Source organism: Chromobacterium haemolyticum, assembly GCF_002081825.1.
Classification (GTDB): domain Bacteria; phylum Pseudomonadota; class Gammaproteobacteria; order Burkholderiales; family Chromobacteriaceae; genus Chromobacterium; species Chromobacterium fluminis.
In genome coordinates this window covers 71,297-94,463 of the sequence record NZ_MUKU01000015.1, presented here as the reverse complement: position 1 = coordinate 94,463, position 23,167 = coordinate 71,297, and the positions used below count along the sequence as shown (strand labels likewise).

General features: G+C 64.8%; 23 protein-coding genes and 1 pseudogene. 11 read left to right on the top strand and 13 right to left on the bottom strand.

Annotated elements, in window-relative coordinates; all coding sequences use genetic code 11:
- Positions 1 to 228 precede the first annotated feature (228 nt).
- From tdh to B0T39_RS13330, 3 genes are all read right to left on the bottom strand, one after another.
- A complete protein-coding gene (tdh, locus tag B0T39_RS13340; RefSeq protein WP_081547378.1) occupies positions 229 to 1,254 on the bottom strand; it encodes an L-threonine 3-dehydrogenase in 1,026 nt (341 codons plus the stop codon).
- 49 nt (positions 1,255 to 1,303) lie between these two features.
- Positions 1,304 to 2,503: a glycine C-acetyltransferase gene (locus B0T39_RS13335; RefSeq protein WP_081547376.1), complete on the bottom strand. Its 1,200-nt coding sequence runs from the start codon at positions 2,501 to 2,503 to the stop codon at positions 1,304 to 1,306.
- A gap of 198 nt (positions 2,504 to 2,701) precedes the next feature.
- Positions 2,702 to 3,424, bottom strand: a complete 723-nt coding sequence (locus B0T39_RS13330) for a substrate-binding periplasmic protein (protein WP_081547374.1) — start codon at positions 3,422 to 3,424, stop codon at positions 2,702 to 2,704.
- A gap of 114 nt (positions 3,425 to 3,538) precedes the next feature.
- Between B0T39_RS13330 and B0T39_RS13325 the strand changes: the two genes are divergently transcribed.
- The 4 genes from B0T39_RS13325 to B0T39_RS13310 all read left to right on the top strand — a co-directional run bounded on the left by B0T39_RS13325 (position 3,539) and on the right by B0T39_RS13310 (position 7,524).
- On the top strand, positions 3,539 to 4,240 hold the full coding sequence (locus tag B0T39_RS13325; RefSeq protein ID WP_081547372.1) for a peptidoglycan DD-metalloendopeptidase family protein: 702 nt from the start codon (positions 3,539 to 3,541) through the stop codon (positions 4,238 to 4,240).
- Between the two features lie 133 nt (positions 4,241 to 4,373).
- On the top strand, positions 4,374 to 5,108 hold the full coding sequence (locus B0T39_RS13320; RefSeq protein ID WP_081547370.1) for a substrate-binding periplasmic protein: 735 nt from the start codon (positions 4,374 to 4,376) through the stop codon (positions 5,106 to 5,108).
- 67 nt (positions 5,109 to 5,175) lie between these two features.
- Entirely contained in the window at positions 5,176 to 6,387 is a 1,212-nt protein-coding gene (locus B0T39_RS13315; protein WP_081547368.1) for a DUF1615 domain-containing protein, read from the top strand.
- Positions 6,388 to 6,489: 102 nt separating this feature from the next.
- Complete coding sequence (locus B0T39_RS13310; RefSeq protein WP_081547366.1) at positions 6,490 to 7,524, top strand: DUF475 domain-containing protein; 1,035 nt, start codon at positions 6,490 to 6,492, stop codon at positions 7,522 to 7,524.
- A 64-nt stretch (positions 7,525 to 7,588) separates the two neighbouring features.
- On the opposite strand, the gene coq7 is transcribed toward B0T39_RS13310, so the two are convergent.
- Positions 7,589 to 8,209 carry a 2-polyprenyl-3-methyl-6-methoxy-1,4-benzoquinone monooxygenase gene (coq7, locus tag B0T39_RS13305; RefSeq protein ID WP_081547364.1) on the bottom strand — a complete coding sequence of 207 codons (621 nt, stop codon included), beginning with the start codon at positions 8,207 to 8,209 and terminating at the stop codon, positions 7,589 to 7,591.
- Positions 8,210 to 8,340: 131 nt separating this feature from the next.
- On the opposite strand from coq7, the gene ppa reads away from it, so the two are divergent.
- Both ppa and B0T39_RS13295 read left to right on the top strand, forming a co-directional pair.
- Positions 8,341 to 8,868, top strand: a complete 528-nt coding sequence (gene ppa, locus B0T39_RS13300) for an inorganic diphosphatase (RefSeq protein WP_081547362.1) — start codon at positions 8,341 to 8,343, stop codon at positions 8,866 to 8,868.
- Positions 8,869 to 9,208: 340 nt separating this feature from the next.
- Entirely contained in the window at positions 9,209 to 9,937 is a 729-nt protein-coding gene (locus B0T39_RS13295) for a hypothetical protein (protein ID WP_081547360.1), read from the top strand.
- Between the two features lie 44 nt (positions 9,938 to 9,981).
- On the opposite strand, the gene B0T39_RS13290 is transcribed toward B0T39_RS13295, so the two are convergent.
- The gene (locus tag B0T39_RS13290; protein WP_081547358.1) at positions 9,982 to 10,548 is read right to left on the bottom strand and encodes a phasin family protein; all 567 of its coding nucleotides are present in this window, start codon (positions 10,546 to 10,548) and stop codon (positions 9,982 to 9,984) included.
- An 8-nt stretch (positions 10,549 to 10,556) separates the two neighbouring features.
- On the bottom strand, positions 10,557 to 10,898 hold the full coding sequence (locus B0T39_RS25090) for a hypothetical protein (protein WP_141111220.1): 342 nt from the start codon (positions 10,896 to 10,898) through the stop codon (positions 10,557 to 10,559).
- 32 nt (positions 10,899 to 10,930) lie between these two features.
- Here B0T39_RS25090 and minC point away from each other — a divergent pair, with 32 nt between their 5' ends.
- From minC to B0T39_RS13265, 5 genes are all read left to right on the top strand, one after another.
- A complete protein-coding gene (gene minC / locus B0T39_RS13285) occupies positions 10,931 to 11,647 on the top strand; it encodes a septum site-determining protein MinC (RefSeq protein WP_081547356.1) in 717 nt (238 codons plus the stop codon).
- A gap of 26 nt (positions 11,648 to 11,673) precedes the next feature.
- Positions 11,674 to 12,486, top strand: coding sequence for a septum site-determining protein MinD (gene minD / locus B0T39_RS13280; protein WP_081547354.1), 813 nt, complete (start codon positions 11,674 to 11,676; stop codon positions 12,484 to 12,486).
- Between the two features lie 3 nt (positions 12,487 to 12,489).
- Positions 12,490 to 12,747, top strand: coding sequence for a cell division topological specificity factor MinE (gene minE, locus B0T39_RS13275; RefSeq protein WP_019104116.1), 258 nt, complete (start codon positions 12,490 to 12,492; stop codon positions 12,745 to 12,747).
- Between the two features lie 3 nt (positions 12,748 to 12,750).
- Positions 12,751 to 13,689: a LysR substrate-binding domain-containing protein gene (locus B0T39_RS13270; protein ID WP_081547352.1), complete on the top strand. Its 939-nt coding sequence runs from the start codon at positions 12,751 to 12,753 to the stop codon at positions 13,687 to 13,689.
- Positions 13,690 to 13,775: 86 nt separating this feature from the next.
- Positions 13,776 to 14,141 (top strand): VOC family protein, encoded by a 366-nt coding sequence (locus B0T39_RS13265; RefSeq protein WP_081547350.1) that lies wholly within the window; start codon positions 13,776 to 13,778, stop codon positions 14,139 to 14,141.
- A gap of 19 nt (positions 14,142 to 14,160) precedes the next feature.
- On the opposite strand, the gene B0T39_RS26225 is transcribed toward B0T39_RS13265, so the two are convergent.
- The 7 genes and pseudogenes from B0T39_RS26225 to B0T39_RS13235 form a co-directional block, all read right to left on the bottom strand.
- Entirely contained in the window at positions 14,161 to 14,925 is a 765-nt protein-coding gene (locus B0T39_RS26225) for a thioesterase II family protein (protein ID WP_081547348.1), read from the bottom strand.
- On the bottom strand, positions 14,922 to 15,368 hold the full coding sequence (locus tag B0T39_RS26220) for an alpha/beta hydrolase fold domain-containing protein (protein WP_254894559.1): 447 nt from the start codon (positions 15,366 to 15,368) through the stop codon (positions 14,922 to 14,924). Before B0T39_RS26220 ends, B0T39_RS26225 begins: the two co-directional genes overlap by 4 nt.
- 16 nt (positions 15,369 to 15,384) lie before the next feature.
- A pseudogene (locus tag B0T39_RS26500) lies at positions 15,385 to 15,753 on the bottom strand (alpha/beta hydrolase); the annotation flags it as partial.
- Positions 15,754 to 15,895: 142 nt separating this feature from the next.
- Entirely contained in the window at positions 15,896 to 16,801 is a 906-nt protein-coding gene (locus tag B0T39_RS13250) for an NAD(P)/FAD-dependent oxidoreductase (RefSeq protein ID WP_081547346.1), read from the bottom strand.
- A 50-nt stretch (positions 16,802 to 16,851) separates the two neighbouring features.
- Positions 16,852 to 17,817 (bottom strand): phosphotransferase family protein, encoded by a 966-nt coding sequence (locus B0T39_RS13245; RefSeq protein WP_081547344.1) that lies wholly within the window; start codon positions 17,815 to 17,817, stop codon positions 16,852 to 16,854.
- Positions 17,814 to 18,986 (bottom strand): acyl-CoA dehydrogenase family protein, encoded by a 1,173-nt coding sequence (locus B0T39_RS13240; protein ID WP_081547342.1) that lies wholly within the window; start codon positions 18,984 to 18,986, stop codon positions 17,814 to 17,816. Before B0T39_RS13240 ends, B0T39_RS13245 begins: the two co-directional genes overlap by 4 nt.
- Positions 18,983 to 23,155, bottom strand: a complete 4,173-nt coding sequence (locus B0T39_RS13235) for an amino acid adenylation domain-containing protein (protein ID WP_254894558.1) — start codon at positions 23,153 to 23,155, stop codon at positions 18,983 to 18,985. Before B0T39_RS13235 ends, B0T39_RS13240 begins: the two co-directional genes overlap by 4 nt.
- Between the last annotated feature and the right edge of the window lie 12 nt (positions 23,156 to 23,167).

The following is a 23,167-nucleotide window of genomic DNA, read 5'->3' as shown; positions in this document are numbered from 1 at the left end:
ACTCTGAACTCACTCAAACAATCGGAACGGAACGCACCGCCGCGCGCGGGTGGACCAAGCCGCAAAGGCCGACCAGCGGCCCTTCACCCCATCCCTTTTGTCAGCGCATTCTCGCCGGCCGGCCCCAAAGGCTCAAGCTTTCTCAAAGCAGGTTTAAACCGCGCTCCTATATATGAAAAACCCTCTTCGTCGGCGAAGAGGGTTGATGCGTCCAGCGGTTCCCGGCCGTCAACTCCAGTCCAGAATCACCTTGCCGCTCTGGCCGGACAACATGGCGTCAAAACCCTGCTGGAACTCCGCCACCGGGAAGTGGTGAGTGATGATGGGGGTGATGTCCAAACCTGACTGGATCAGGGCTACCATCTTGTACCAGGTCTCGAACATTTCGCGGCCGTAGATGCCCTTGATTTCCAGGCCCTTGAAGATGACGTGGTTCCAGTCGATGGCGGTGTCGGCCGGGGGAATCCCCAGCAAGGCCACTTTGCCGCCGTGGTTCATGGTGTCCAGCATCTGACGGAAGGCCTGCGGATTGCCGGACATTTCCAAGCCGACGTCGAAGCCCTCGCTCATGTGCAATTCGGCCATCACTTGCTTGAGGTCCTGCTTGGCCACGTTCACCGTGCGGGTCGCGCCCATTTTGCGCGCCAGTTCCAAGCGGTATTCGTTGACGTCGGTGATCACCACGTGGCGCGCGCCGACATGGCGCGCGATAGCCACCGCCATGATGCCGATCGGACCCGCGCCGGTGATCAGCACATCCTCGCCCACTAGATTGAAGCTGAGCGCGGTGTGCACCGCATTGCCGAAGGGGTCGAAAATGGACGCCAGATCGTCGGAAATGTCGTCCGGAATCGGGAAGGCGTTGAAGGCCGGAATCACCAGATACTCGGCGAACGCGCCCTCGCGATTGACCCCCACGCCGAAGGTGTTGCGGCACAGGTGACGGCGGCCAGCGCGGCAGTTGCGGCAGTGGCCACAGGTGATGTGTCCTTCGCCCGACACGCGCTGGCCGACGCTGAAGCCCTGCACTTCCGAGCCGATCGCTTCAACCACGCCGACGTATTCATGGCCAACGTGCATCGGCACCGGGATGGTTTTTTGCGCCCAATCGTCCCAGTTCCAGATATGAATGTCCGTTCCGCAGATCGCGGTCTTGCGAATACGGATCAATAGATCGTTGTGGCCGATTTCCGGCTTGGCCACATCGGTCATCCACAGGCCGCGCTCGGCCTTCAGTTTGGATAATGCTTTCATTGCTGTTCCTATCCGCCGCGGCGCCCTCTTGGGCGCGCGGCGCTACGCCTCAGATCACGCCGAGCTCGCGGCCCACTTTGATGAAAGCCGCCACCGCCAGCCTAACCTGCTCTTCGCTGTGGCGCGCCGACATCTGAGTACGAATGCGCGCCTTGCCCTTGGGCACCACCGGGAAGGAGAAACCGATCACGTACACGCCCTCCTCCAGTAGCTTGGCCGCCATCTCGCCCGCCAGCTTAGCATCGCCCAGCATCACAGGAACGATGGGGTGCTGGCCCGGCACCAGAGTGAAACCGGCTGCGCTCATTTCCTGACGGAATAGTTCGGCGTTGCGGCGCACTTTGGCGCGCAGTTCCGCGCCCTCGCCGCCCTTGAGGATGTTCAGCACTTCCAGGCTGGCGGCGGCGATGGCCGGGGCCAGAGTATTGGAGAACAGGTACGGACGCGAGCGCTGACGCAGCAGATCGATGATGGCTTTGCGGCCGGACACATAGCCGCCGGACGCGCCGCCCAGGGCCTTGCCCAGGGTGCCGGTGTAGATGTCGACGCGATCGGCGACCCCGCACAATTCCGGCGTGCCCGCGCCGCTGTCGCCGATGAAGCCGACAGCGTGGGAATCATCCACCATCACCAGCGCGCCGTGACGTTCGGCCACTTCGCACAGGGTTTTCAGATCGGCGATGATGCCGTCCATGGAGAACACGCCATCGGTGACGATCAGCTTGAATCGCGCTCCCGCCTGTTCCGCGGCGATCAGCTGCGTCTCCAGATCGGCCATGTCGTTGTTCTTATAACGGAAGCGCTTGGCCTTGGACAGGCGCACGCCGTCGATGATGGAGGCGTGATTCAGCTCGTCGGAAATCACCGCGTCCTCTTCGCCCAGCAAGGTTTCGAACACGCCGCCGTTGGCGTCGAAGCAGCTGGAGTACAAAATAGTGTCGTCGGTGCCCAAAAAGCCGGAAATCGCCTGTTCCAAATCCTTGTGCACTTGCTGGGTGCCGCAGATGAAACGAACCGAGGCGCAGCCGTAGCCGAAGTCGTCCATGCCCTTCTTCGCCGCCTCGATCAAACGCGGGTCGTCGGCCAGGCCCAGGTAATTGTTGGCGCAGAAATTCAGCACATTGCTGCCGTTGCTCAAGGCGATGTCGGCGCGCTGGGGCGTGGCGATCACGCGTTCGGGCTTTTCAAAACCGTCGGCGCGAATCTGCGCCAGCGTGGCTTCAAGATGGGCTAAGTAGGTTCGGTTCATGACTGTCCTTGTCCAGGAATGACAAAAGAATCACCATTGCGCCGCCAGATCCGTGGCGACCCAAAAACTGGCACCATTCTAGCCCAGTCATTTCGCAGCCATCAGTGACAGTTCAACTTGTTTTTCCAAGATACTGTACCCTTGAAAAATTAATACGAGTAGACACTGTCACCATAAAATACCATGCGCCGACAATCGTCACTTCATGTATTTGGCGACGATTTTCTCAAGCTTCCCGCTTTCGCGCAGTTGTTGAAACGCCCTGCTCAGCTTCAACGCGGTCGCATCCGACATTTTCAGGCTGCAGGCCATATAGATGCTGGTGGTTTGCACCTGCAAGGCCTCCCGGATATGGTCGGCCGGCGTACCCACTTGTTTGATGGTGTAGTTGGCCACCACGTCATGCACCGCCCAGACGTCCGCCACGCCCGCGGCCAATTCACGCTCGGCCTCCTCAGGCGTGGGCCTGACGGAATAGGCGATATTGTTCTTTTTCAAATAATCCGCCATCGACGAACCCAATAACACCACGATGCGCTTGCCCTTGGCGTCGTCCAGCGAATTCAAGACCACCGGATGATGGCTATTGATGAACAGGGATTGATTGCTTTCCATCACCAAACCCACCCAGCGGTACATCTTCTCTCTCTCCGGGGAGCGCGTAAAAGGCGTCAAGCAGCTGTCCGCGTCTTGCTGCACCTGCATTTGAGCGCGCTTCCAGGGAATCTCCGGCATGCGCACGCCCAAGCCGGCCAATTGCAGCGCCTGGGCCACCGCCTCCGCGGCGATGCCGCTTAATTTTCCGCCCTCCCCCTTCAACACCAGCGGCGGATACTCCACGCTGTAGATGGAAAGCGTCGACGGCTCCGCCGCCAGCGTCGCCATGCTCCACAAGCCGCCCATCACCCATCCCAGTTTCATCCCGTTGCCTCCGCCCAATGCCCATCACAGTCCTTAACATGATTTTTAGTCCAGCCGCCGGCGTTTGCTCACAGAAACCTCGCAGCCGCCGGCGGCAATGCTAGAATCTGCGCCATGTCCTTGTCCGCCCGTCTTATCACCGTTTCCCTATCCCTGCTGCTTGCCGCCTGCGCCAGTACTTCGCAACCCGCCGCGGTGGAGTCCGCCGGCTTTTACCGCGTCAAGCCAGGAGACACCTTGTTCCGCATTGCCCAGAACCACCGGGTCGGCGTGGCGAACCTGGTGCGCTGGAACGGACTGAAAGACCCCGGCAGCATCAACGCAGGTCAGTTGCTGCGCGTATCCCCGCCCACCGGCGCCGCTCAAGCCCCCGCCAAGCGCCCACAGCCCAGCCGGCCCGCGGCCAAGCCTTCCGCTTCGGAACCCAGCAAGCCCGCGGCTCGCCCGGTGGCCAACATCAAACTGGTCTGGCCGGCCAAGGGTCCGATCATCGCCAAATTCAACGGCCAGGGCAGCAAGGGCATAGACATCGCCGGCGAAGCTGGCGCGCCCGTCCGCGCGGCGGCCAACGGCAAGGTCACCTACGCCGGCAAGGGCATCCGCAGCTACGGCAATCTGTTGATCATCCAGCATGACAATGCCCACCTCACCGTCTATGCTCACAATCAGTCATTGCTGGTCAAAGAAGGCCAGGCGGTCAAAGCCGGCGACACCATCGCCACCATGGGCAGTTCCGGCACCACTCGGGTCAAGCTCCACTTTGAACTGCGCGTCCGCTCCTCCGCGGTCGACCCCATGCCTTATCTGACGGACTGAGCCGCGAGGCCGCTTGTCAGCGCCGGCGACGAACGCGCAAAATGCATTCCATACATGATGCGCAACCCTATCGCCCGGACAGCGTGGTTTCCACTGCGCGCGCCAGAAGCGAGGAAGTCAAGAAGGCAAGCCAATGGGGAGATTACTGATACTAGGCAGCTTGCTGCTGGCCCTCGGTGTCAACGCTCACGCACACAAGCTCGTCAAGGTGGCGTTTGGCGAGTCGCTGGAGCCCTATGTGATGGAGGGCGGCAAAAGCGGGCTGGAGCTGGAGATCGTGCGCGCGGCCCTGCAAGAACGCGGCTACAGGATTGAGCCGGTCTTCTTTTCCCAGCCCCGCCTGCCGATGGCGTTCAAGAACAAGGATATCGACGCGGTGGCCACCGTCGGCGAACAAGCCGGACTGCAAGCCGAGTATTCCGATGTCTACATCAGTTACGAGGATGTGGCCATCACCCTCAGCAGCCGCCGCATTCAATTGCACCAGGCCAAGGAACTGGGCGCTTACCGGGTGCTGGCCTTTTCTCTGGCCAGGCAATACCTGGGCGAAGCCTTCAAGGACATGGCCAAAAACAACCCCAATTACGCGGAAACCGCCAATCAGGTGGATCAAAACCGGCTGTTGTTCCGCGGTTCCGTTGACGTGGTGGTGGCCGACCGCAACATCTTCGCTTGGATGAACCACAAGCTCGCCACCCAGTTCAAGGAAAAAACCGCGCCGGTGGACATCCACCGGTTGTTCGCTCCTACCGTGTACCGGATGGCCTTCCGCAGCGCGCCTTTGAAGGACGAATTCAACCAAGGCCTGCGCGCGATACAAAAAAGCGGCGTCTACAAGCAAATCGTGAATCGTTACCAGAACCTCTGAGCGCGATTGCCGATGACAGCAAGATAGCCTAACCTTCAAGGTTTGATTCCGCCCCCTCCCGCGCACCGTGAAACCGTCCCGCTTGCTGTTTGCCCTATTGCCCGCGCTGCTGAGCGCCTGCGCCAACGTCACCCCTCCAGCGCCTGTCTCCGCGCCCGTCGTCGTCGCCCCCGTCCCCGCCGAACCGGAGACTCTGCCGCCGCCGGTCGAAACGCCGCCCTCGCCCCCTCCCGTGACCGCGCCGCCGCTCAGGCCCGCCTACAACGACCCTCAAGCCGGCCGCCTGCTGCTCAATCGCCTGCTGCCGGCCAAGATCCGCGACCGCCAGGGCTGGAGCAACGACATGCTCGCGGCCTTCACTCATCTGAAGATCCCGTATACCGCGGAGAATTTCTGCGCGCTGGCGGCGGTAATCGAACAAGAATCCAGTTGGCAGGCAGACCCCACCGTGCCCAATCTGCCCGCCATCGTCTGGGACAAAATCGCCGAGCGAGCTCACGGCTACCTGATCCCGCTGCCGGTGGTCAAAGCCGGATTGATGAAGACATCTCCCAACGGAAAAAGCTATAAGGCGCGAATCGATAGCCTGCGCACCGAACGGGAAATGAACGATCTGTTCGAAGACATGGCGCGCGAAGCCAGCAAGCTGGGCCTGCCGATGAGCATGAAGAACCCGATACGCACCGGCGGGCCGATGCAAGTCAGCGTCGAATTCGCCGAAGGGCACGTCAAAGTCTGGCCCTACCCCTACCCGCGCAGCGGCAGCATCCGCCAGGAAGTGTTCACCCGCCGCGGCGGCGTCTACTTCGGCGCGGCCATCCTTCTGCAATACCCTGCGCCATACAGCCAGATGCTGTACCGCTTCGCCGACTTCAACGCCGGCCGCTACAGCAGCCGCAACGCGGCCTTCCAAGCCGTCATGGAAAAACTCAGCGGCAAGGATCTGACGCTGGACGGCGACCTGCTCAGCTACAAGGACGGCAAGGCTTACGCCAGCACCACCCAAAGCGCGGTCGTCAGCCAGGGCGGCAAACTGGGCATGGGCCAGGGCGAGATTCTGCGTGACCTGAAACTGGAGAAAAGCGCGGCCTTCGGCCAAAGCGAGCTCTACCGCAAAACTTACGCGTTGGCGGACCAGCGCTTCGGCAAACCCGCCGCGCGCGAGCGGCTGCCGCAAATCGACCTGAAAAGCCCCAAGATCACCCGCAAGCTAACCACCGAATGGTTCGCCAAGCGCGTCGACGGCCGCTATCAGAGTTGCCTGGCCCGCGCGCGTTGATCTAAAAACCGTCGCGATTATCATCTCGCGTCATCACCCGCCGGCGCCGCTCCCGACGCCGGGCGGATCTGGCTCGTCCGGCACAACAAGGCAAATTCATTCATGCGCACCACGCTCTCCTACTTCACCGGCTCGCTGCTGTTCAGCGTCGTCGTGCTGGCCGCCACCGGCTGGTACGGCTTCCAGCTGGGCGGCCCCGCCATGGCCAGCTCCTTTCTGGTCACCGCCCTGGTACTGGCGATTCTGGAAACCAGCGTGTCCTTCGACAACGCGGTCGTCAACGCCAGCGTGCTACAGGCGATGAGCTCGCTGTGGCGCAAGCTCTTCATGACGGTGGGCATCGCCGTCGCGGTGTTCGGCATGCGCATTCTCTTCCCGCTGCTCATCGTCGCCGTCGCCGGCGACACGCCCCTGCTCGAGGCTTTCGCTATCGCCACCCGCGAACCGTTGCGCTACCAGCAGATCATGCATGACTCCCACCTGATGATCATGGGCTTCGGGGCTACCTTCCTGCTGATGGTGGTGGTGGAATACTTCGTTAAAAAGGAAAAGGACGAACACTGGTTGCCGGCCGTCGAACCGCTGCTGGCGCGGCTGGGCTCGGTTGAAAACGCTCAGTCGCTGATCGCCATTCTGCTGATCGCTCTAGTGGCCGCCGCCATTCCCGCAGGTCAAAAGGTAGAGTTTCTCAGCAGTTGCTTCTGGGGATACGTGGTGTTCATGGCGCTGCACGTGTTCAAGCAGCTGTTCGGCGGCATGGACATTCAAACCGCCGCGGCCAAGAACGGCCTGATCGGTTTCGTCTATCTGGAAACACTGGACGCCAGTTTCTCCATGGACGGCGTGATCGCCGCCTTCGCCATCACCAACAATTTTTGGCTGATCGCCGCCGGGCTCGGCATCGGCGCGATGTTCGTGCGCTCCATGACCATCCTGCTGGTGGAGCGCAACATCATCGGTCAATTCAAATACCTGGAAACGTCGGCTTTCTGGGCCATCGCCGCCCTGGTGGCCATCATGTTCGCCGCCGCGCTCCACGTCGAACTCGGCGAAGTGCTCACTGGCCTGATCAGCGTCGCCATCATCGGCTTGGGCATCGTCACCAGCTTGCCGGGACGCAAGCGCCGTCGCGACTGAGACGCCCGCGCCACAATGCGAACAGGCCTGAAATCCAGGCCTGTTCTTTTGAAAGCCCCCTCAATCAAAGCCGGTAGCTGGCGCCCGTCATCAACTTGGCGGACAACTTCATCGCCCCCTTCACCGGGGCCGGCAATGCGGCGGCGCCCAGATCATGGGCCATGTCCGCATGCTTCAACTCATCATCGCGCATCTGCTCGACAATCGCGCGGCTCTTGACGTCCGCCGCCGGCAAACGGCTCAGATGGCTGTCCAGATGCGCGCCCACCTGCTGCTCGGTTTCCTCCAGAAAGCCCAGATTCCACTTGTCGCCCAACACCCCCGCGGCCACGCCTATCGCCAGCGAACCGGTGTACCACAGCGGGTTGAACACACTGGGCCGGCCGCCCAATTCGCGGATGCGCCTCTCGGTCCAGGCCAGATGCTCCACCTCTTCTTGCGCCGCTTGGCGCAAGGCTTCGCGCGCCTGAGGCTTGCGCGCCGTCAGCGCCTGCCCCTGGTACAAAGCCTGGGCGCACACCTCGCCGCAGTGGTTCACCCTCATCAGCCCCAGCGCGTGTTTCTTTTCCTCCGCCGCCAGCTCCGCCTCGTCCAGCGCAGCATCCGGATGCGGCCTCAGGCTTTGCGCGGAAGCAAACAGGGTGCGCAGCCCCTTGTCGAACTCGACGATCCATTTGTCCAGCATCAATCCATTCTTTCTAGCGCTAATACAATCGTCGGCGATTATACCCGCCCGATACGCAGCGCGGCAGCTACTGCTATAATTGCGCGGTTTATCGAAACATTGTGTTCAACACGCTCAACAAGGATTCCCTGATGGATCTCGCTAGCATCGGCCCGGGCAAAGACATGCCGGGCGACTTCAACGTCGTCATCGAAATCTCCGCCAACGCCGCCCCGATCAAGTACGAATTCGACAAAGACTGGAACGCGCTGGTAGTTGACCGCTTCATGGGCACTTCCATGATGTATCCGGCCAACTACGGTTTCGTGCCGCAAACCCTTGCCGGCGACGGCGACCCGGTTGACGTGCTGGTGGTGACGCCGTTCCCGCTGCCGCCGGGCGTGGTGGTGCGCTGTCGCGCGCTGGGCCTGATCAAGATGGAAGACGAATCCGGCGTTGACGCCAAGCTGGTGGCCGTGCCGGTGGAAAAACTGTGCCCGATGTACAAGTCCATCCAAAAGCTGGAAGACCTGCCGGAACTGCTGCGCGGCCAGATGGTTCACTTCTTCGAACACTACAAAGATCTGGAAAAAGGCAAGTGGGTCAAGATTCAAGGCTGGGGCACTCTGGACGACGCCAAGGCCGAACTGGTCGACGGCATCGCCCGCTTCGAAAAATAAGCGCACGGCGCTTGCCCTGACAGACAACCGGCGCGGGTCGCCGGTTTTTTCATGCCCGTCCTCCCCATCTGCGCACATTCGCCAACGCTGATATTGCAACGCAATATGCCATCATTATTTGCTACAATCGCTCATGCTTGGACGCCTCGGTCGCATCCGCTTAGTAAAGCAAGTGATTGTTACTAAATACCATAAATAATTCTTTTACCCGTCGCCGCATTGCAGGTATCGTTCAATTAAGAGCGTCGGGGCGCGCCCAAGACGGCGATGCCTCGCTCGCTCGCCAAATGCCCCGACGCCCGCAGCCGCCATAGCGTCGGGCAGCCCAACCGGAATCATAGTGACCTATATCGCCCAAGGCTCAGCACCGCAACTCCACTGGCTCCAGCAGCGCCTGGCCAGCCGGGGGTTGTCCGCGTCCGCGGGCACAAGCGGACTGCCGTCTTGGCTGCCTCGCGACTGGCAAGGGTTTTACCTGTCCTCCTGCTGCTGGATCAATATCGATCCCCTGCATCAAGCCTCCTTATCGTCCCGGCTGCGGCTCTGTCACGAACAAGGCATCCCCTTTCTGGAGCTGGATGGCGCCTGGCAGCCTCTGGGCGCGGACTTCGGCTTCATGCTTTTGCTGGGCGCCGAACCCGCGCCGCCTCCCACCGCCGTGGCCTTGCTGGACGCGCTGGCGCCGCTGCCGGCCGCCTGGCTTCGCTGCGGCCCGGCCGGCAGCGCGCGCTATACCCGCCAGGTCTGGGAGGCCCTGCTGTTCATGCTGAGACGACACGCTCCGCCCAGCCCGGCCACACAGATCACGCCTGACTGGAAAACCGCGCTGCGCGAGCAATGGCAGCTATGGGAACAGCTGGTGCGGCTGTCCCAACGCTATCTGACGGAACGGAACCTGACCGCGGACAGCGCGACGGCGCGTCAGGACTTCGCCGAGCCTCCCCGACTGCAAGACCACTACGCCGCCAGCCTTGCCAGGCTGATTCTGCAGGCGAACGGCTGCCAGCAAGCCTGGGGGCAGCTGTGGAGCGATTTTGCAACCCAGTCGCCTCTGGGGCCCAAAAACTAAAAAGCCCGCACGAATGCGGGCTTTTTTCACGACAAGAACCGGAATCAGACGGCGCTGGTCGCTTTCTTGCCTCGGGCGACGGCGGCGCTGGCGGCCTTGGCGGAGTTGGTGGCGGCTTCCACGCTGGCTTCGGCGATTTCCGCGCTGACTTTCTTGGCGGTCTTGGACACGCTTTCGAAAGCGGCGTTGGAGGTGTTCACCAGGCTTTTCAGAGCGGACACCGCTGCATCGGAGCCCGCCGGCGCGTTCTTGGACAAACGATCCAGATTGCTCAGCAGGGTCTGGTTGCCTTCGGCGATCTGCTCTTCGACAAAAGCGGTCAGCTCGTTCTGAGTGGCCAGCGCGGCATCGTACACATTGCGCGCCACGGAGAAAGCCTGGTCGATGGACGGCTGGGCCAGGCTGCTCTGCACTTCGGCGAAAGCCTTGGGATCCTTGACTTCGCTCAGCGCCTTGATTGCCTGGGCGTTATCGGCCAGCAGCTTGCGCGACAGATCCAGTTGCAGCGCGGCCAGACGCTCAGCGCCGGCCAGCATGATGGAGGAGAAACGCACGGCCTTGTCGAACTGCGACTGGCCGAGAGCGGAGAATTCTTGAGTAGTGGTAAACATGACGACTCCTAAAAAATATCCAAAATTGACAGCTCAGCAACGACAGCGAACTTAACCTGCGCTCTTGATGTTGCATCGCAACAATTGCCATTGTGGCTGGTCGGCTTTCTCGAGTCAAGAAAATGTTGCAATGCACAAGTCGCTAAATCACTATTTTTCATGGATTTTTGCAATACAAACATTCCAAAGACATTACAAAAAGGCCTTTCCCTTCCTCTTCGCTCAACGATTCCCGCAATTGCAACACTTGCCCGCGCCCAAGTCCTTTGCGCCTGCCGATTTCGGCCTTTTGGCCCCAAGCCGAGCAACGCCATTGAAAGCCCGTCAGCAACCCAGTACACTCGCCCCATAGAATAAATCTATCTACATGAAGCCAAGTACAATGAGCCCTGCGGCCAACGCATTCGACATAAAATCCGCCAGCCTGGATCTGCTGGCGCTCATGCTGCGCACCGACGACCTGGACGAACTGAGCCAGGCGCTGGATGCGCGCTTCGGCACCGGCCACGACGCGCCGGTAGAAGCCTTCGTCCTCGACGTGGAAGCCTTGCCCGCCCCCGCCGAACTGGATTACGGCCGGCTGCTGCCCATGCTCAGCCGACGCGGCATCCGCGCAGTGGCCCTGCGCCACCCCAGCACCGCGCTGGCCGGCGTCGCCAGCCAGTTCGGCCTCGCTTACACCAGCAGCGCCACCCCGCCTCGCTCAGCGCAGAACACGCCGGAACCCGCCGACAAACCCGCCGCGCCGGAACCGGCTCCGGCCACCGGCGCCATGATCGTGGACCGTCCCGTGCGCGCCGGTCAGCAAATCTACGCCAAGGGCTGCGACCTGATCGTGCTGGCCATGGTCAGCGCTGGCGCTGAAGTCATCGCCGACGGCAACATCCATATCTACGCGCCCTTGCGCGGCCGCGCTCTCGCCGGCGCGCGCGGCAACGCCGGCGCCCGCATTTTCGCCCGCAGCATGGAGGCCGAACTGGTGTCCATCGCCGGGGTCTATCGAACTATCGAACAAGCCTTGCCCGACAGCATTCTGGGCAAGCCAACTCAAATCTATCTCGAGAACGAGCGCCTGGTCATGACCGCGCTCGGCGAGTAACAAGCGATTATTCAAAGGGATCGACTGTGGCAAAAATCATCGTTGTAACGTCCGGCAAGGGTGGCGTCGGTAAAACCACTACCAGTGCCAGCTTCTCCTCCGGCCTGGCGTTGCGCGGTCACAAAACCGTCGTCATCGACTTCGACGTCGGCCTGCGCAACCTGGACCTGATCATGGGTTGCGAACGCCGCGTGGTCTATGACCTGATCAATGTCGTCAACGGCGAAGCCAGCCTGAACCAGGCGCTGATCAAGGACAAGAACTGCGACAACCTCTACATCATCCCCGCCTCGCAAACCCGCGACAAAGACGCGTTGACGCTGGACGGCGTGGAGAAGGTGTTGAAGGACCTGGCCGAAGCCGGCTTCGAATACATCGTCTGCGACTCTCCGGCCGGCATCGAAAAAGGCGCGCTGATGGCGCTGTACTTCGCCGACGAAGCGCTGATCGTCACCAATCCGGAAGTCTCCTCGGTGCGCGACTCAGACCGCATCCTGGGCATTCTGTCCTCCAAGTCCAAGCGCGCGGAAGAAAGCCGCGAGCCGGTCAAGGAACATCTGCTGATCACCCGCTACTCCGCCGGTCGCGTCGACAAGGGCGAAATGCTGTCGGTGGACGATGTGAAGGAGATTCTGCGCGTGCCGCTGCTGGGCGTGATTCCGGAGTCGCAGACCGTTCTGCAAGCCTCCAACTCCGGCACCCCGGCCATCCACCTGAAAGGCTCGGACGTTGCCGACGCCTATTCCGACGTGGTGGCGCGTTTCCTGGGCGAAGAGCGCCCGATGCGTTTCCTCGATGCCCCAAAAGCCGGCATTCTGAAACGCCTCTTTGGAGGTTAAGTCATGTCCCTGATCGAAATGATCTTTGGCAAGCGCCAGAAAACCGCGGCCATTGCCAGAGAACGCCTGCAAATCATCCTGGCCCACGAACGCAACGGCCGCAGCGCGCCCGACTATCTGCCGGCGCTGCAGCGCGAATTGATGGAAGTGATCTCCAAATACGTCGCGGTCAATCTGGACGACATCAAGGTGCAAGTGGAGCGCCAGGACGACTTCGAAGTGCTGGAAGTCAATATCGTGCTGCCGGAGCACCAGCGCTGAGCCATGACGCTGACCGAACTTCGCTATATCGTCGCGGTGGCGCGGGAGCGCCACTTCGGTCGCGCGGCGCAAAGCTGCTTTGTCAGCCAGCCGACGCTGTCCATCGCCATCAAGAAGCTGGAGGACGAGCTGGGCGTCACGCTGTTTGAGCGCGGCGGCCAGGAAGTCAGCGTCACCGAGATCGGCGAGCGCATCATCGAGCAATCGCAACGCGTGCTGGAAGAAGCCGAAACCGTCAAACGCCTGGCCGGCGAGCATCAAAACGAGCTGGTGGGCCCGCTGAAGCTGGGGGTGATTTTCACCATCAGCCCCTATCTGCTTCCGCGCCTGATTCCGGCCTTGCGCATCCTGGCGCCTGACATGCCCTTGATCCTGGAGGAGAACTACACCTCCCGGCTCTCGGAAATGCTCAAGCGGGGCGAAGTGGACGCCATCATCGTCGCCGACCCCTTCGATGAAGCCGGCACCGTGGCGAGTCCGCTGTACGACGAACCCTTCGTCGTCGCCACGCCCAAGGGCCATCCCTGGGAAAAGCTGGGCGCCATCGCCGCCAATCAGCTGGCAGACGAGAGCGTCTTGCTGCTGACCCAGGGCAATTGCTTCCGCGACCAGGTGCTGCAAGCCTGCAGCGACCTCGCCAGCCGGCAGAGCCACGGCGGCACGCTGGCTGCCAATCTGCAGGGCAGCTCGCTCAACACCATCCGTCACATGGTGGCCAGCGGCATGGGCGTCACGGTGATGCCGTCCACTTCGATTGGCCCGACCGATGAATCGCTGCTGTCGGTGGTGCCGTTCAAGACGCCGGCGCCGCAGCGCCGCGTGCTGTTGGTGACGCGCAAGCAGTTCTTCCGCAAAAAGGCGATCGACACCCTGCAACAGGCGGTGTTCCGCTCCGGGCTGGAAGGCGTTTCCATGCTGGAAGGCGAAGCGCCGGCGCAATAAGCCGGCTCCCGCCCCCAAACGAGACAACCGCTGCGCGCCCTGCCGCAGCGGTTTTTTTCCGCCCCACCACCGCAAGGAGTTTCCCCGTGTCTCAATTGCGCAGCATTGAAATCAAAGCCTTCGTGCCCGCCCGCGACTACGCGCTGTCGCAGCGCTTTTACGCCGATCTGGGCTTCGAGCAAAAGTCGGACAGCCACGGCGTCAGCTATTTCGTCCATGGCCAGTGCAGCTTCCTGCTGCAGGACTTCTATCATCCGCAATTGGCGGAAAACCTGGTCTTGCACTTACTGGTCGACGATGTCGACGCCTGGCACCGCCAATGGCTGGCCCAGGGCGTCGCCGAGCGCTATCCGGCCAAGATAGGCCCGCTCGTGGACCAGCCCTGGGGCATGCGCGACTTCTGCCTGCACGATCCCTCCGGCGTGCTGTGGCGCGTCGGCCAGAACCTGTAAGCCGCCGCGGGCCGGGCCCTCACACAGCGCGGCCAAGCTCCTGCTTCAGTATCGCGAACAGGCTTTCCGGCCTCCCGTTAAGGAAGAAGTGATCGCCGGGCAGGATCTCGCTGCGAAAACCGCCGGTGGTGTAGCCGCGCCATGAAGCCGCCGCCTCCGCGCCCCGAACCTCTTCGCTGCCGCCAAGAGCAAGTATCCGGCAGCTCAGCGGAGGGCGCGGCTCGGGATGGTAGGTCTCTATCGCCTCGAAATCGGCATGCAGGACCGGCAAAATGATCTGAACCAGCTCCGGGTGCTCCAGCACTTCCGCCGGCGTGCCGTTCATCCTCATCACCTCGTCCAGAAATTGCTCGTCAGGCAAAGCGTGGATCGGCCGATCCCTCGCGGGAAAGTGCGGCGCGGCGCGCCCGGAAACGATCAGGCATGACGGCGACGGCAGGCCGCGCGCCCGCGCCCGTTGAGCCACTTCGAACGCCAGGCTCGCCCCCATGCTGTGCCCGAACAAGGCGTAAGGCCGGTCCAATAGCGGCGTGATCGCGTCCATCGCCTCGTCGGCCAGTTGATCCAGCCGGTAGCGCAGCGCATCGTGAAACCGCCGCCCCCGCCCCGGCGGATGCATGGGCCGGACATCCACCTCTGCCGGAAGCCGCTCCTCCCACCCCCGGAACACCGCCGCGCCGCCGCCCGCGTAAGGGAAGCAAAACAGGCGCAGCGCCGCATGCCGGCCCGCCGGCGCGGCGTCCACCCACGCGCCGCCCGGCGCCGGCTTCCATTCGCGGTTCATGGCGCCACCTTGCGAACGAAACCGCCGGCCTCTTTGATCGCCGCCCTCGCCTCCGGCAGCATGGGCGCCAAGGTGGCCCATGCGTGCGGCAGCCGCCGCCACACCTTGAACTCCACCGCGACGCCGGCCGCGCTCGCCTTGCGGGCCACGCGCGCGGCGTCGTCCAACAGCACTTCGGTGTCGCTGGCCTGGATGAACAGATCGGGCAGGCCCGCGTACTCGCCGTAGAGCGGCGAGGCGATGGGATGATCGGCGGCGGCGTCGCCAAGGTAGTAGCGCGAGAAATTCCTCACCGCCACCGCGCTCAGCATCACGTCGGACGCATCGTTCGCTACCAGCGAGGCCCCGGTCGCCGCCAGATCCGTCCACGGCGAGAACAAGACCACGCCGGCCGGCAAGGGCTCGCCCGCGTCGCGCAGCGACAGCAGCAGCGCGAGCGCCAGCCCCCCCCCCCCCCGACGAATCGCCGGCGATCACGATCCGGTCCGCCGCCACGCCCTCGTCCAGCAGCGCCCGATACGCCGCCAGCGCGTCGTCGACGGCGGCGGGGAACGGATGTTCCGGCGCCAGCCGGTAATCCAGCGAAAACGCCCGCGCGTCGGCTTCCCGCGCCAGCTCGGCGGCCACGCCCCGGTGCGTGACCGGGGAGCAGAAGCAATAGCCGCCGCCGTGCAGATACAGAATGACCCGCCCGGTCGCCTCGCGCCGCTCGGCGGCCTCCGGTTCTATCCACTCGCCTCGCAGCGCCTGCGCGTCCAGCTTGCGCACCCGCCATCCACGCGGCGGCTTTGCTTCGCCGCGCGCCCATTTCGCGCTGCGCTCGCGCATTTCCTGGGCGGTCAGGCCGGGTTTGCGGGTCAGAGATTTGGCCGTTCTGCGCAACAGCCACGAAAAACATAGGTTTTGCCAACTCATTGATCGATTCCCGGTAGCAAGAAAGAGAAACGCGCCGTCACGCCCCGCGCGCGCCTCACCCGAACACCAGTTTGCGATGCGCGGCGATGCCCGCCAGCGCGCCGTTGCCGATGGCCAGCGCCACGGTGCCTCCCCGATGCGTGATGTCGCCGCAAGCGAACACGCCCGGCGCCGATGTTTCCATCGCGTCGTCAGTCCGCACATAAGGCCCCAGCGGCCCCTCCTCTATCGCGCAGCCCAGTTGTTCCGCGACGGGGCTGGACAGGCGGAAGCGGTTCATCGTGAACAGCCCGTCGAACGCGATCCGGCGTCCATCGGCAAGTTCGACGGTGGCGCGGTCGACAATGCGCGCGATCCGGTCGCGCACGATCTCAACGCCCCGCCGCGCCAGCGCCTCGCGCTGCTCCTCGTCCGGCTCATAGCCGCCGTCGGTCAGAAAAACGGTCTGGCCCCACTCCGGCATCAACATCGCCGACAAATAGGACAAGGGCCCGCCGCCGAGCACGCCGATGCGGCCCCGATCCAGTTCGTAGCCGTGGCAATAAGGGCAGTGGAACACGCTTTCCCCCCAGCGTTCCTCCAGGCCCTCCAGTTCCGGCAGCTCGTCCACCACGCCGAAGGCCAGCACCAGCTGGCGCGCTCGGTAGTCTTGCCCGGATGCGCAGCGGAGCGTATAGCCGGCGTCGCTCCGCTCCGCCCGGACCACGCTGTCCGCCCGCCATTGCGCGTTAGGGTAAGCAAGCAGTTGCGCCTTGCCCTCCGCGGCGATCGCGTCCGGCGAACGGCCATCCAGACCGATCACGCCGTGAGATTGGGCGGCGAAGCGGTTGCGACGCGCGCCGGCATCGATTACCAGCACGCGGCGGCGCGCGCGCGCGATCTGCAGCGCGGCGGATTGTCCGGCGTGACTGCCGCCTATCACGACGACGTCGAACAACATTGAGGAGGTTTCTGAATTCATGGGTCGAGTGTCCTTGATTGGAAATGAATGGGATGGCCCGCGGGCGGCCTTCATAGGCGGCCGCCGCCGCAAGCTTCCGCTGCGCGGTCCAGCAGCCAGCGCACGATCAGCTTGGCGCGCGGCACGCGCTGCCCTTCGTCCCGCCGCCGCAGCGCCAGTTGCTGCGTGATCACCGCCAAACGCAGCAGGCCGTAGGCATACCAATAGGCGGGAGCCGTCACCTCGCGTCCGGCGGCCGCCGCGTACAAATCGACCAGCGCCTCGCGCGTCGGCGCACCCGGCGCGCAACTCGGCCCGGGCGCGTCCAGCCGCAGCAGCGACGAGTCCCGGCTCTCTATCCAGTAAGCGAGCGCGGCGCCAAGGTCGGCCAGCGGATGGCCGACGGCGGCCAGTTCCCAGTCGACGACGCCCACCACCCGCGCGGGGTCGCCCGGATCGACGAGGATGTTGTCCAGCTTGTAGTCGTTGTGCAGCCAGGCCGCGGGTTCGGTCTCGGGCATCCGCTCGGTCAGCCAGTCGGCCACCGCTCTGAAGTCGGCGTCTATCGCCTCGCCCGCCTCCTCCGCGTTCCAGCGCCGCCGCCACTCGCTCAGAATGCGACGCAGATAGTCGGGGGCCCGGTCGGCCGGCGCCACCTCCAGCCCATGCAGGCCCGCCAGCGTCGCGATGAAGTTTTCCGCGAGCCGGCGCACGGTGTCGGGCGCGAGCGGTCCGCAAGCGGCCGGCGCGACGCCCTCCAGCTTTTCGACCAGCAGCAAGGCGGCGTCGCCGTACTCATCGACCGCCAGCGGCTTGGGCGCGAGCCGGAACTGGCCAGCCATCCGCTCAAGGAGCGCAAAGCGACGCCGCGCTTCCCGCGCGCCGCCCTCCGGCAGCCAGTAGGCGATGAGCTCGCTGTCGCCCCCCTGCACCAAAAACACTTCGCTGGCCCGGCCGCCGCCGACGCGCGTCGCGCGCGCGCCCACGCCGGAGCGGCCCAGCGCCGCCATCGCCCGCTCCGCGATCCGCTCGTTCATGTCAGCTCCCGGCGGAAGCCGGCCAGCGCATGGCGCGCCACCAGGGATTTGTGGACTTCGTCCGGGCCGTCGTAGATCCGCCCCGCTCGCTCATGCCGCCACAACACGTTGAGAATCGTGTCGCCGCTGACACCCAACGCGCCTTGCACCTGCAGCGCGTGATCGAGCACGGTCTGCGTTGCGCCCGCCACGAAAAACTTCGCGATCGAGATGTCGATCTGCGCGCGCTCATGACGGTTTTGCAGCCGCGTGGCCGCCTGGGTCACCAGCAGCCGCGCGGCATCTATCGACGCGCGGCTCTCGGCGATCCAGTTCTGCACGGTCTGGCGCGAGGACAACAACTCGCCCGCCGCCAGCTCCCGGCGGCACGCGCGCCGGCACATGATGGCGAACGCGCGCTCGCACACGCCTATCCAGCGCGCGCAATGATGCAGCCGTCCGGTGGCGAGCCGGGCCTGCAGCACAACGAAGCCCTCGCCGGGCTTGCCCAGCATCGCGTCCTCGCCCACCCGGCAATCGTCCAGCACCAGTTCGCCGTGGCTGGCCCAGCCGCAGCCCTCGTCCCCCATCACCCGCAGATTGCGGACGTGGCGGAAGCCGGGCGCGTCGGTGGGCACGATGAAGGTGCTGGTGCGCGCGTGCAGCGGCGCGGCCTCGTCGGTGACGGCCAGCACGATGGCGAAGCCCGCGCCGTCGGCGCCGGACGCGAACCATTTTCGGCCGCTCAAGTGCCAGCCGCCGTCCTTGTACACCGCCGTCGTTTTCAGCGAGGAAGGGTTGGATCCGGCGGACTTGGGCTCCGTCGCAGCGAAGCAGCTGCGCACTTCGCCGCGCAACAGCGGCTCCAGCCAGCGCCGGCGCTGCGCCGGAGTCGCGTACTCCAGCAACACGTCGATATTGCCGGCGTCGGGCGCCTGATAGTTGACCGCGTAATGGCCCAGCGGCGAGGCGCCCAGCAGTTCGCCCACCTCCACCAGGTCGAGCAGGCTCAAACCCAGGCCGCCGTCCGCGCGCGGTACTTGCGGCAGCCAGACGCCTTTCATCCGGTTGCTCTCGCGGATGCCGCTCATCAGCCGTTCAACGGTTTCGAAATCGCCGTTGGCGAGCGCCGCCTCCGGTTCCGCCAGCGCCGCTTCGACGGCGGCGAACGCCTTCACTCGTGTATTCATTGTTCTTCCTCGGTTTCTTTCACTGAAACGGATCGGCGCGCGGCGGCTTCCGCGGCGCGCAAAGCGGCGGCTAGCCCGTTGACGAACGGGCGGCGCATGATGCCGATGTGGTCGCCGGGCAGGCGAATCGCCGTTGCCGCGCCCGACGCCGCCTGCCGCCAGCCGTTTATGAGCGCTTCACCGTCCCCGTCGGCGGCCACGATCACGTGCAAGGCCCCCACGTAAGCCGTCGCCGGCGCGTAATCGGTCAGCGAATGCGCAATGAAGGCGCGCACGCGCGCCGCGAATTCGGGCAGGCCGAGCTCCTCCGGCACCGCGCCCGCCTCGATCAAGCGCTCGCGCAAACGTTCGACTCTCCGCGCATCGTCCAGCGCGTCGAATTCGCCTTCGTCGAACGCCAGTTCGGTGTCGGCCAAGCGCGCGAAGCTGTTGCCGATCTCCGCTATCCAACGGCCGCCTTGCCAATCCCGTTTCCGCGACTGCGCCGCCGGCCCCGGCGGCAAGCTGTCCACTACCGCAATCCAGTCCACCGCCTCGCCCTGTCCGGCCAATTGCCGGGCAATCTCAAAAGCGACCCAACCGCCGAAGGAATGACCGCCGAGACGATACGGGCCGTAAGGCTGCACCCGCCGGATGTCCGCGATCAGCGCCGTCGCCGTCGCTTCCACGCTGTCGGCGTCGCCGGACAGCTCCATGCCCCACACCGAGAAGGCGTTCGGCAACTCGGCCGCAAGCGCGCGCAGATACGGCACATGCCCGCCCGCGCCGGGCGCGAAGAACAGCGGCGGCGCATCGCCCGGCGCGGACAAGGCAACGAGCGAGCCGACTCGGGCGCCGTCTTCGCCCGCGCCGTCGGTCTCGATGACGGGGGCTTGCTCGGCCACCGTCTGCGCCGTCAGCAAGCGAGCCACCACTGCGGCGTCCAGTCCAAACGCCCGGCCGGCGCGGGAGCAGATCCGCAGCATCAGCAGCGAATCTCCGCCCAACGCGATGAAATCGCTGTCGTCGGACGGCGGTTCGCGCTTGAGCACGGCCGTCCACAAGGCGCTCAACTCGCGTCGCAGGGCCGCGCCGCTAGGCCGCGCCGCCGCGGCCCTCCCGGCGGCGGCCGGCGTCGCGGCGGTAGAGGCCCCGCTCCGGCGCTCTCCGCCGTCCGCCCTTATCGCGCCGACGGCGCCTGCGCCCTCTGCCGCGGGCTCGCCTAGCAGCGTTCGCAAGGCGTCCGCATAGAGAGCCGCGAAGCGGTTGACGGTCGCCGTAGAGAAATACCCGCGCGACGGCACCAGCGTGATCCGCAGTGCGCGCTGCCGGCCGTCGAAGCTGCTCTGCACCACCAGCGGCACATTAGTCATATCGCTCGCATAGCCGTCGGAAACCTCGATGTCGCGCACCGCTTCCTCCAGCGCGCGGAAATGCGTGAAGTTGAACAGCGCGTCGAACACCGTGCCGGCCTGTCGATGCAATTCGATCAAGGGATAGCGCCGGCGACTGAAGACTTCCAGCTCGGCCGACTGCACCGCGCGCACCAACGCGACGGCGTCGAAGGCGCCGGCCGGAAAGTCGAAACCCAGCGGCAGACTGTTCAGGAACAGGCCCAGCACCCGATCGCCGTCAACACCCTCGCTGCGGCCGTTGAACACCACGCCGCTGGTCACCGAGGATGCGCCTGCGATGCGCGACAAGGCGAGCAGATGGGCTGTCAGCAGCACGTTTTTCACTGATGCGCCCGCGCTCGCGGCGAGCGCTTCCAGGCCGGCCGACTGGGCCGCCGAAATCGGCACCTCGGCCGGCGCCGCGTCGCCGCCCGACTCCCGCGCCAGCCGCGTGACCGGCAAGGATTGCAGCCGCGCGCGCCACCAATCGCGCAGCGAGTCCGAACGCGCCGCCTCGCGCTCCCGCTCGACGAAGTCGCGGAACCGGCTCGCGGGCGCAGCCAGCGTCAGCGGCCGGCCGGCCAGCTGCGCCGAATAGTCGGAGATCAGCTCGGAGAGCAACAGGTTGAAACTCCAGCCGTCCAGAATCGCGTGGTGCTTGGTCACGCCGATGTGCATCGCCTCTTCGCTCAAGCGGTGCACGGCGAAGCGGATCAGCGGCGGACGCTCGACGTCGAAGCGCCGGCGCCGCTCGGCTTCGCGCCAATCTCGAATCCGCGCGTCCTGCCGCTCCGGGTCCAGGCCTCGCCAATCGCTGACCGTCAGCGGCAAAGGCACCTGACGATGCACGTACTGCAGCGGCTCCTCGTCGGCCGCGAGGTCGAAAGCGGTGCGCAGCGCCGGATGACGTTCAAAGGCCCCGCGCAGCGCCGCCTCTAGCGCGGCAGCGTCGAATGGCAGAGCCAGACGCTGGCCGTTGACGTTGTGGTAAGCCGAGTCCTGGCCGTGCCGCATCTCGTTGGCGAGCATCGCCATCTGCATTGCGCTGAGCGGATAGGCGTCCTCGTGGACGGCATCTAGCGACGGCGCGCTCGCGGCCGGCGGCGCCGAGTCCGCCTGCCGGACGCGCGGCGCGAGCCGCTCTATGGTCAGCGAGCGCATCAAATCGTCCAGCGAAAAATCGATGTTGACCTTGTGCGCGGCGGACAGGATCTGAATGCTCAGGATGGAGTCGCCGCCCAACTCGAAGAAGTTGTCGCTAACGCCGATAGGCGAGCGTTTGAGCACGGACTCGAACACACCGACCAGCGCCTGCTCCACCGCATTGCGCGGCGCTATGCGCGGACGCGCCGCGTCGGCGTCCGCCGCCAGCGCGCCGGCCAGCCTGCGGCGATCCAGCTTGCCGTTGCTCGTCAGCGGAATCGCGTCCATCTCGACCACACGCGCCGGCACCGCGTGCGGCGGCAGGCGCTGGGCAAGCCAGTCCCGCAGCGCGGAACCGGACACGCGCGCCGAACCGCGCGCCACCACAAAACCCGCCAATTGGGCGTGGCCGTCTATGGTCGCGTCGTCGACCATGACCGCTGCCGCGGCGACGTCCGGATGCCGGGCCAGCGTCGCCTCCACTTCGCCCAGCTCAATGCGGAAACCGCGGATCTTGACCTGGTCGTCGATGCGGCCCAGATAGTCCAGCTCGCCGCGCGCGTCGAAGCGCCCTAGGTCTCCGCTGCGATAAAGCCGCTCGCCGGGCAGGAACGGGTCCGCGATGAAACGTTCGCGGTTGAGCTCGGGGCGATTGTGGTAACCGCGCGCCACGCCCTCCCCGCCCACGTGAATTTCGCCCGGCACGCCCGGCGGCACCGGATGCCCGGCGGCGTCGAGCAGGTAGACGCGGTAGCCCGGCAAGGGCCGGCCCACAGGGCTGCGCGACAACTGCGCGTCGCCCGGACCCAATACGCGCTCGGTGACATGCACCGTAGTCTCGGTGATGCCGTAGAGATTGACCAGCGCAACGCCGCCCGCATCGTTCAGGCAGGCGGCGAACTGGCTGGGAATCGTCGCCTCGCCGCCAAAGAACACATAGCGCAAGCCGGCCGGCAAAGGCCGCCGCGCGTCGTCCAGCGCGCGCAGCAGTTGCTTGAAGGCGCTGGGGGTCTGGCTCAGCATCGTGACGCCCTCGCGTTCCAGCAGCGCGAGAAATTCGTCCGGCGTGCGCGAGCAGCGGTAAGGCACGATTTCCAGCCGTCCGCCATGCAGCAAGGCGCCCCAGATTTCCCATACCGAGAAATCGAAGGCATAGGAATGGAACAAGGTCCATACGTCCGACGGTCCGATGCCGTAGCTCCGGCGCGTGGCCGCGAACAAATGGTCCGCGTTGCGGTGCTCCACGCACACGCCTTTAGGCTGCCCGGTCGAACCCGAGGTGTAGATCACATAGCACAGGTCCGCGGGCGAAGTGTCCCGCGGCGGCGGCGCGTCTTCGCGCTCGCCGGGCGCCGCCGCATCCCCCATCCCGATCAGAACCCCGCCGAAATCCCCGAAGCGATCTCGCGCCTCCTCACCGCAGATCAGCGCGCCGGCGCCGATATCGTCCAGCATCCATGCGAGGCGTTCCGACGGATGGTCGAGATCCAGCGGCACGTAAAAGGCGCCCGCCTTCAGCACAGCCAGAATCGCGACGACGCTGTCCATGCCGCGGCCAAACGCCAGCGCGACAGGCGCGTTGCCGCGCACCTCGGCCGCGTCGAGCCGCCACGCCAGCCGGTTGGCGCGACGATCCAGTTCCGCGTAAGTCAGCGTCTCCCCGTC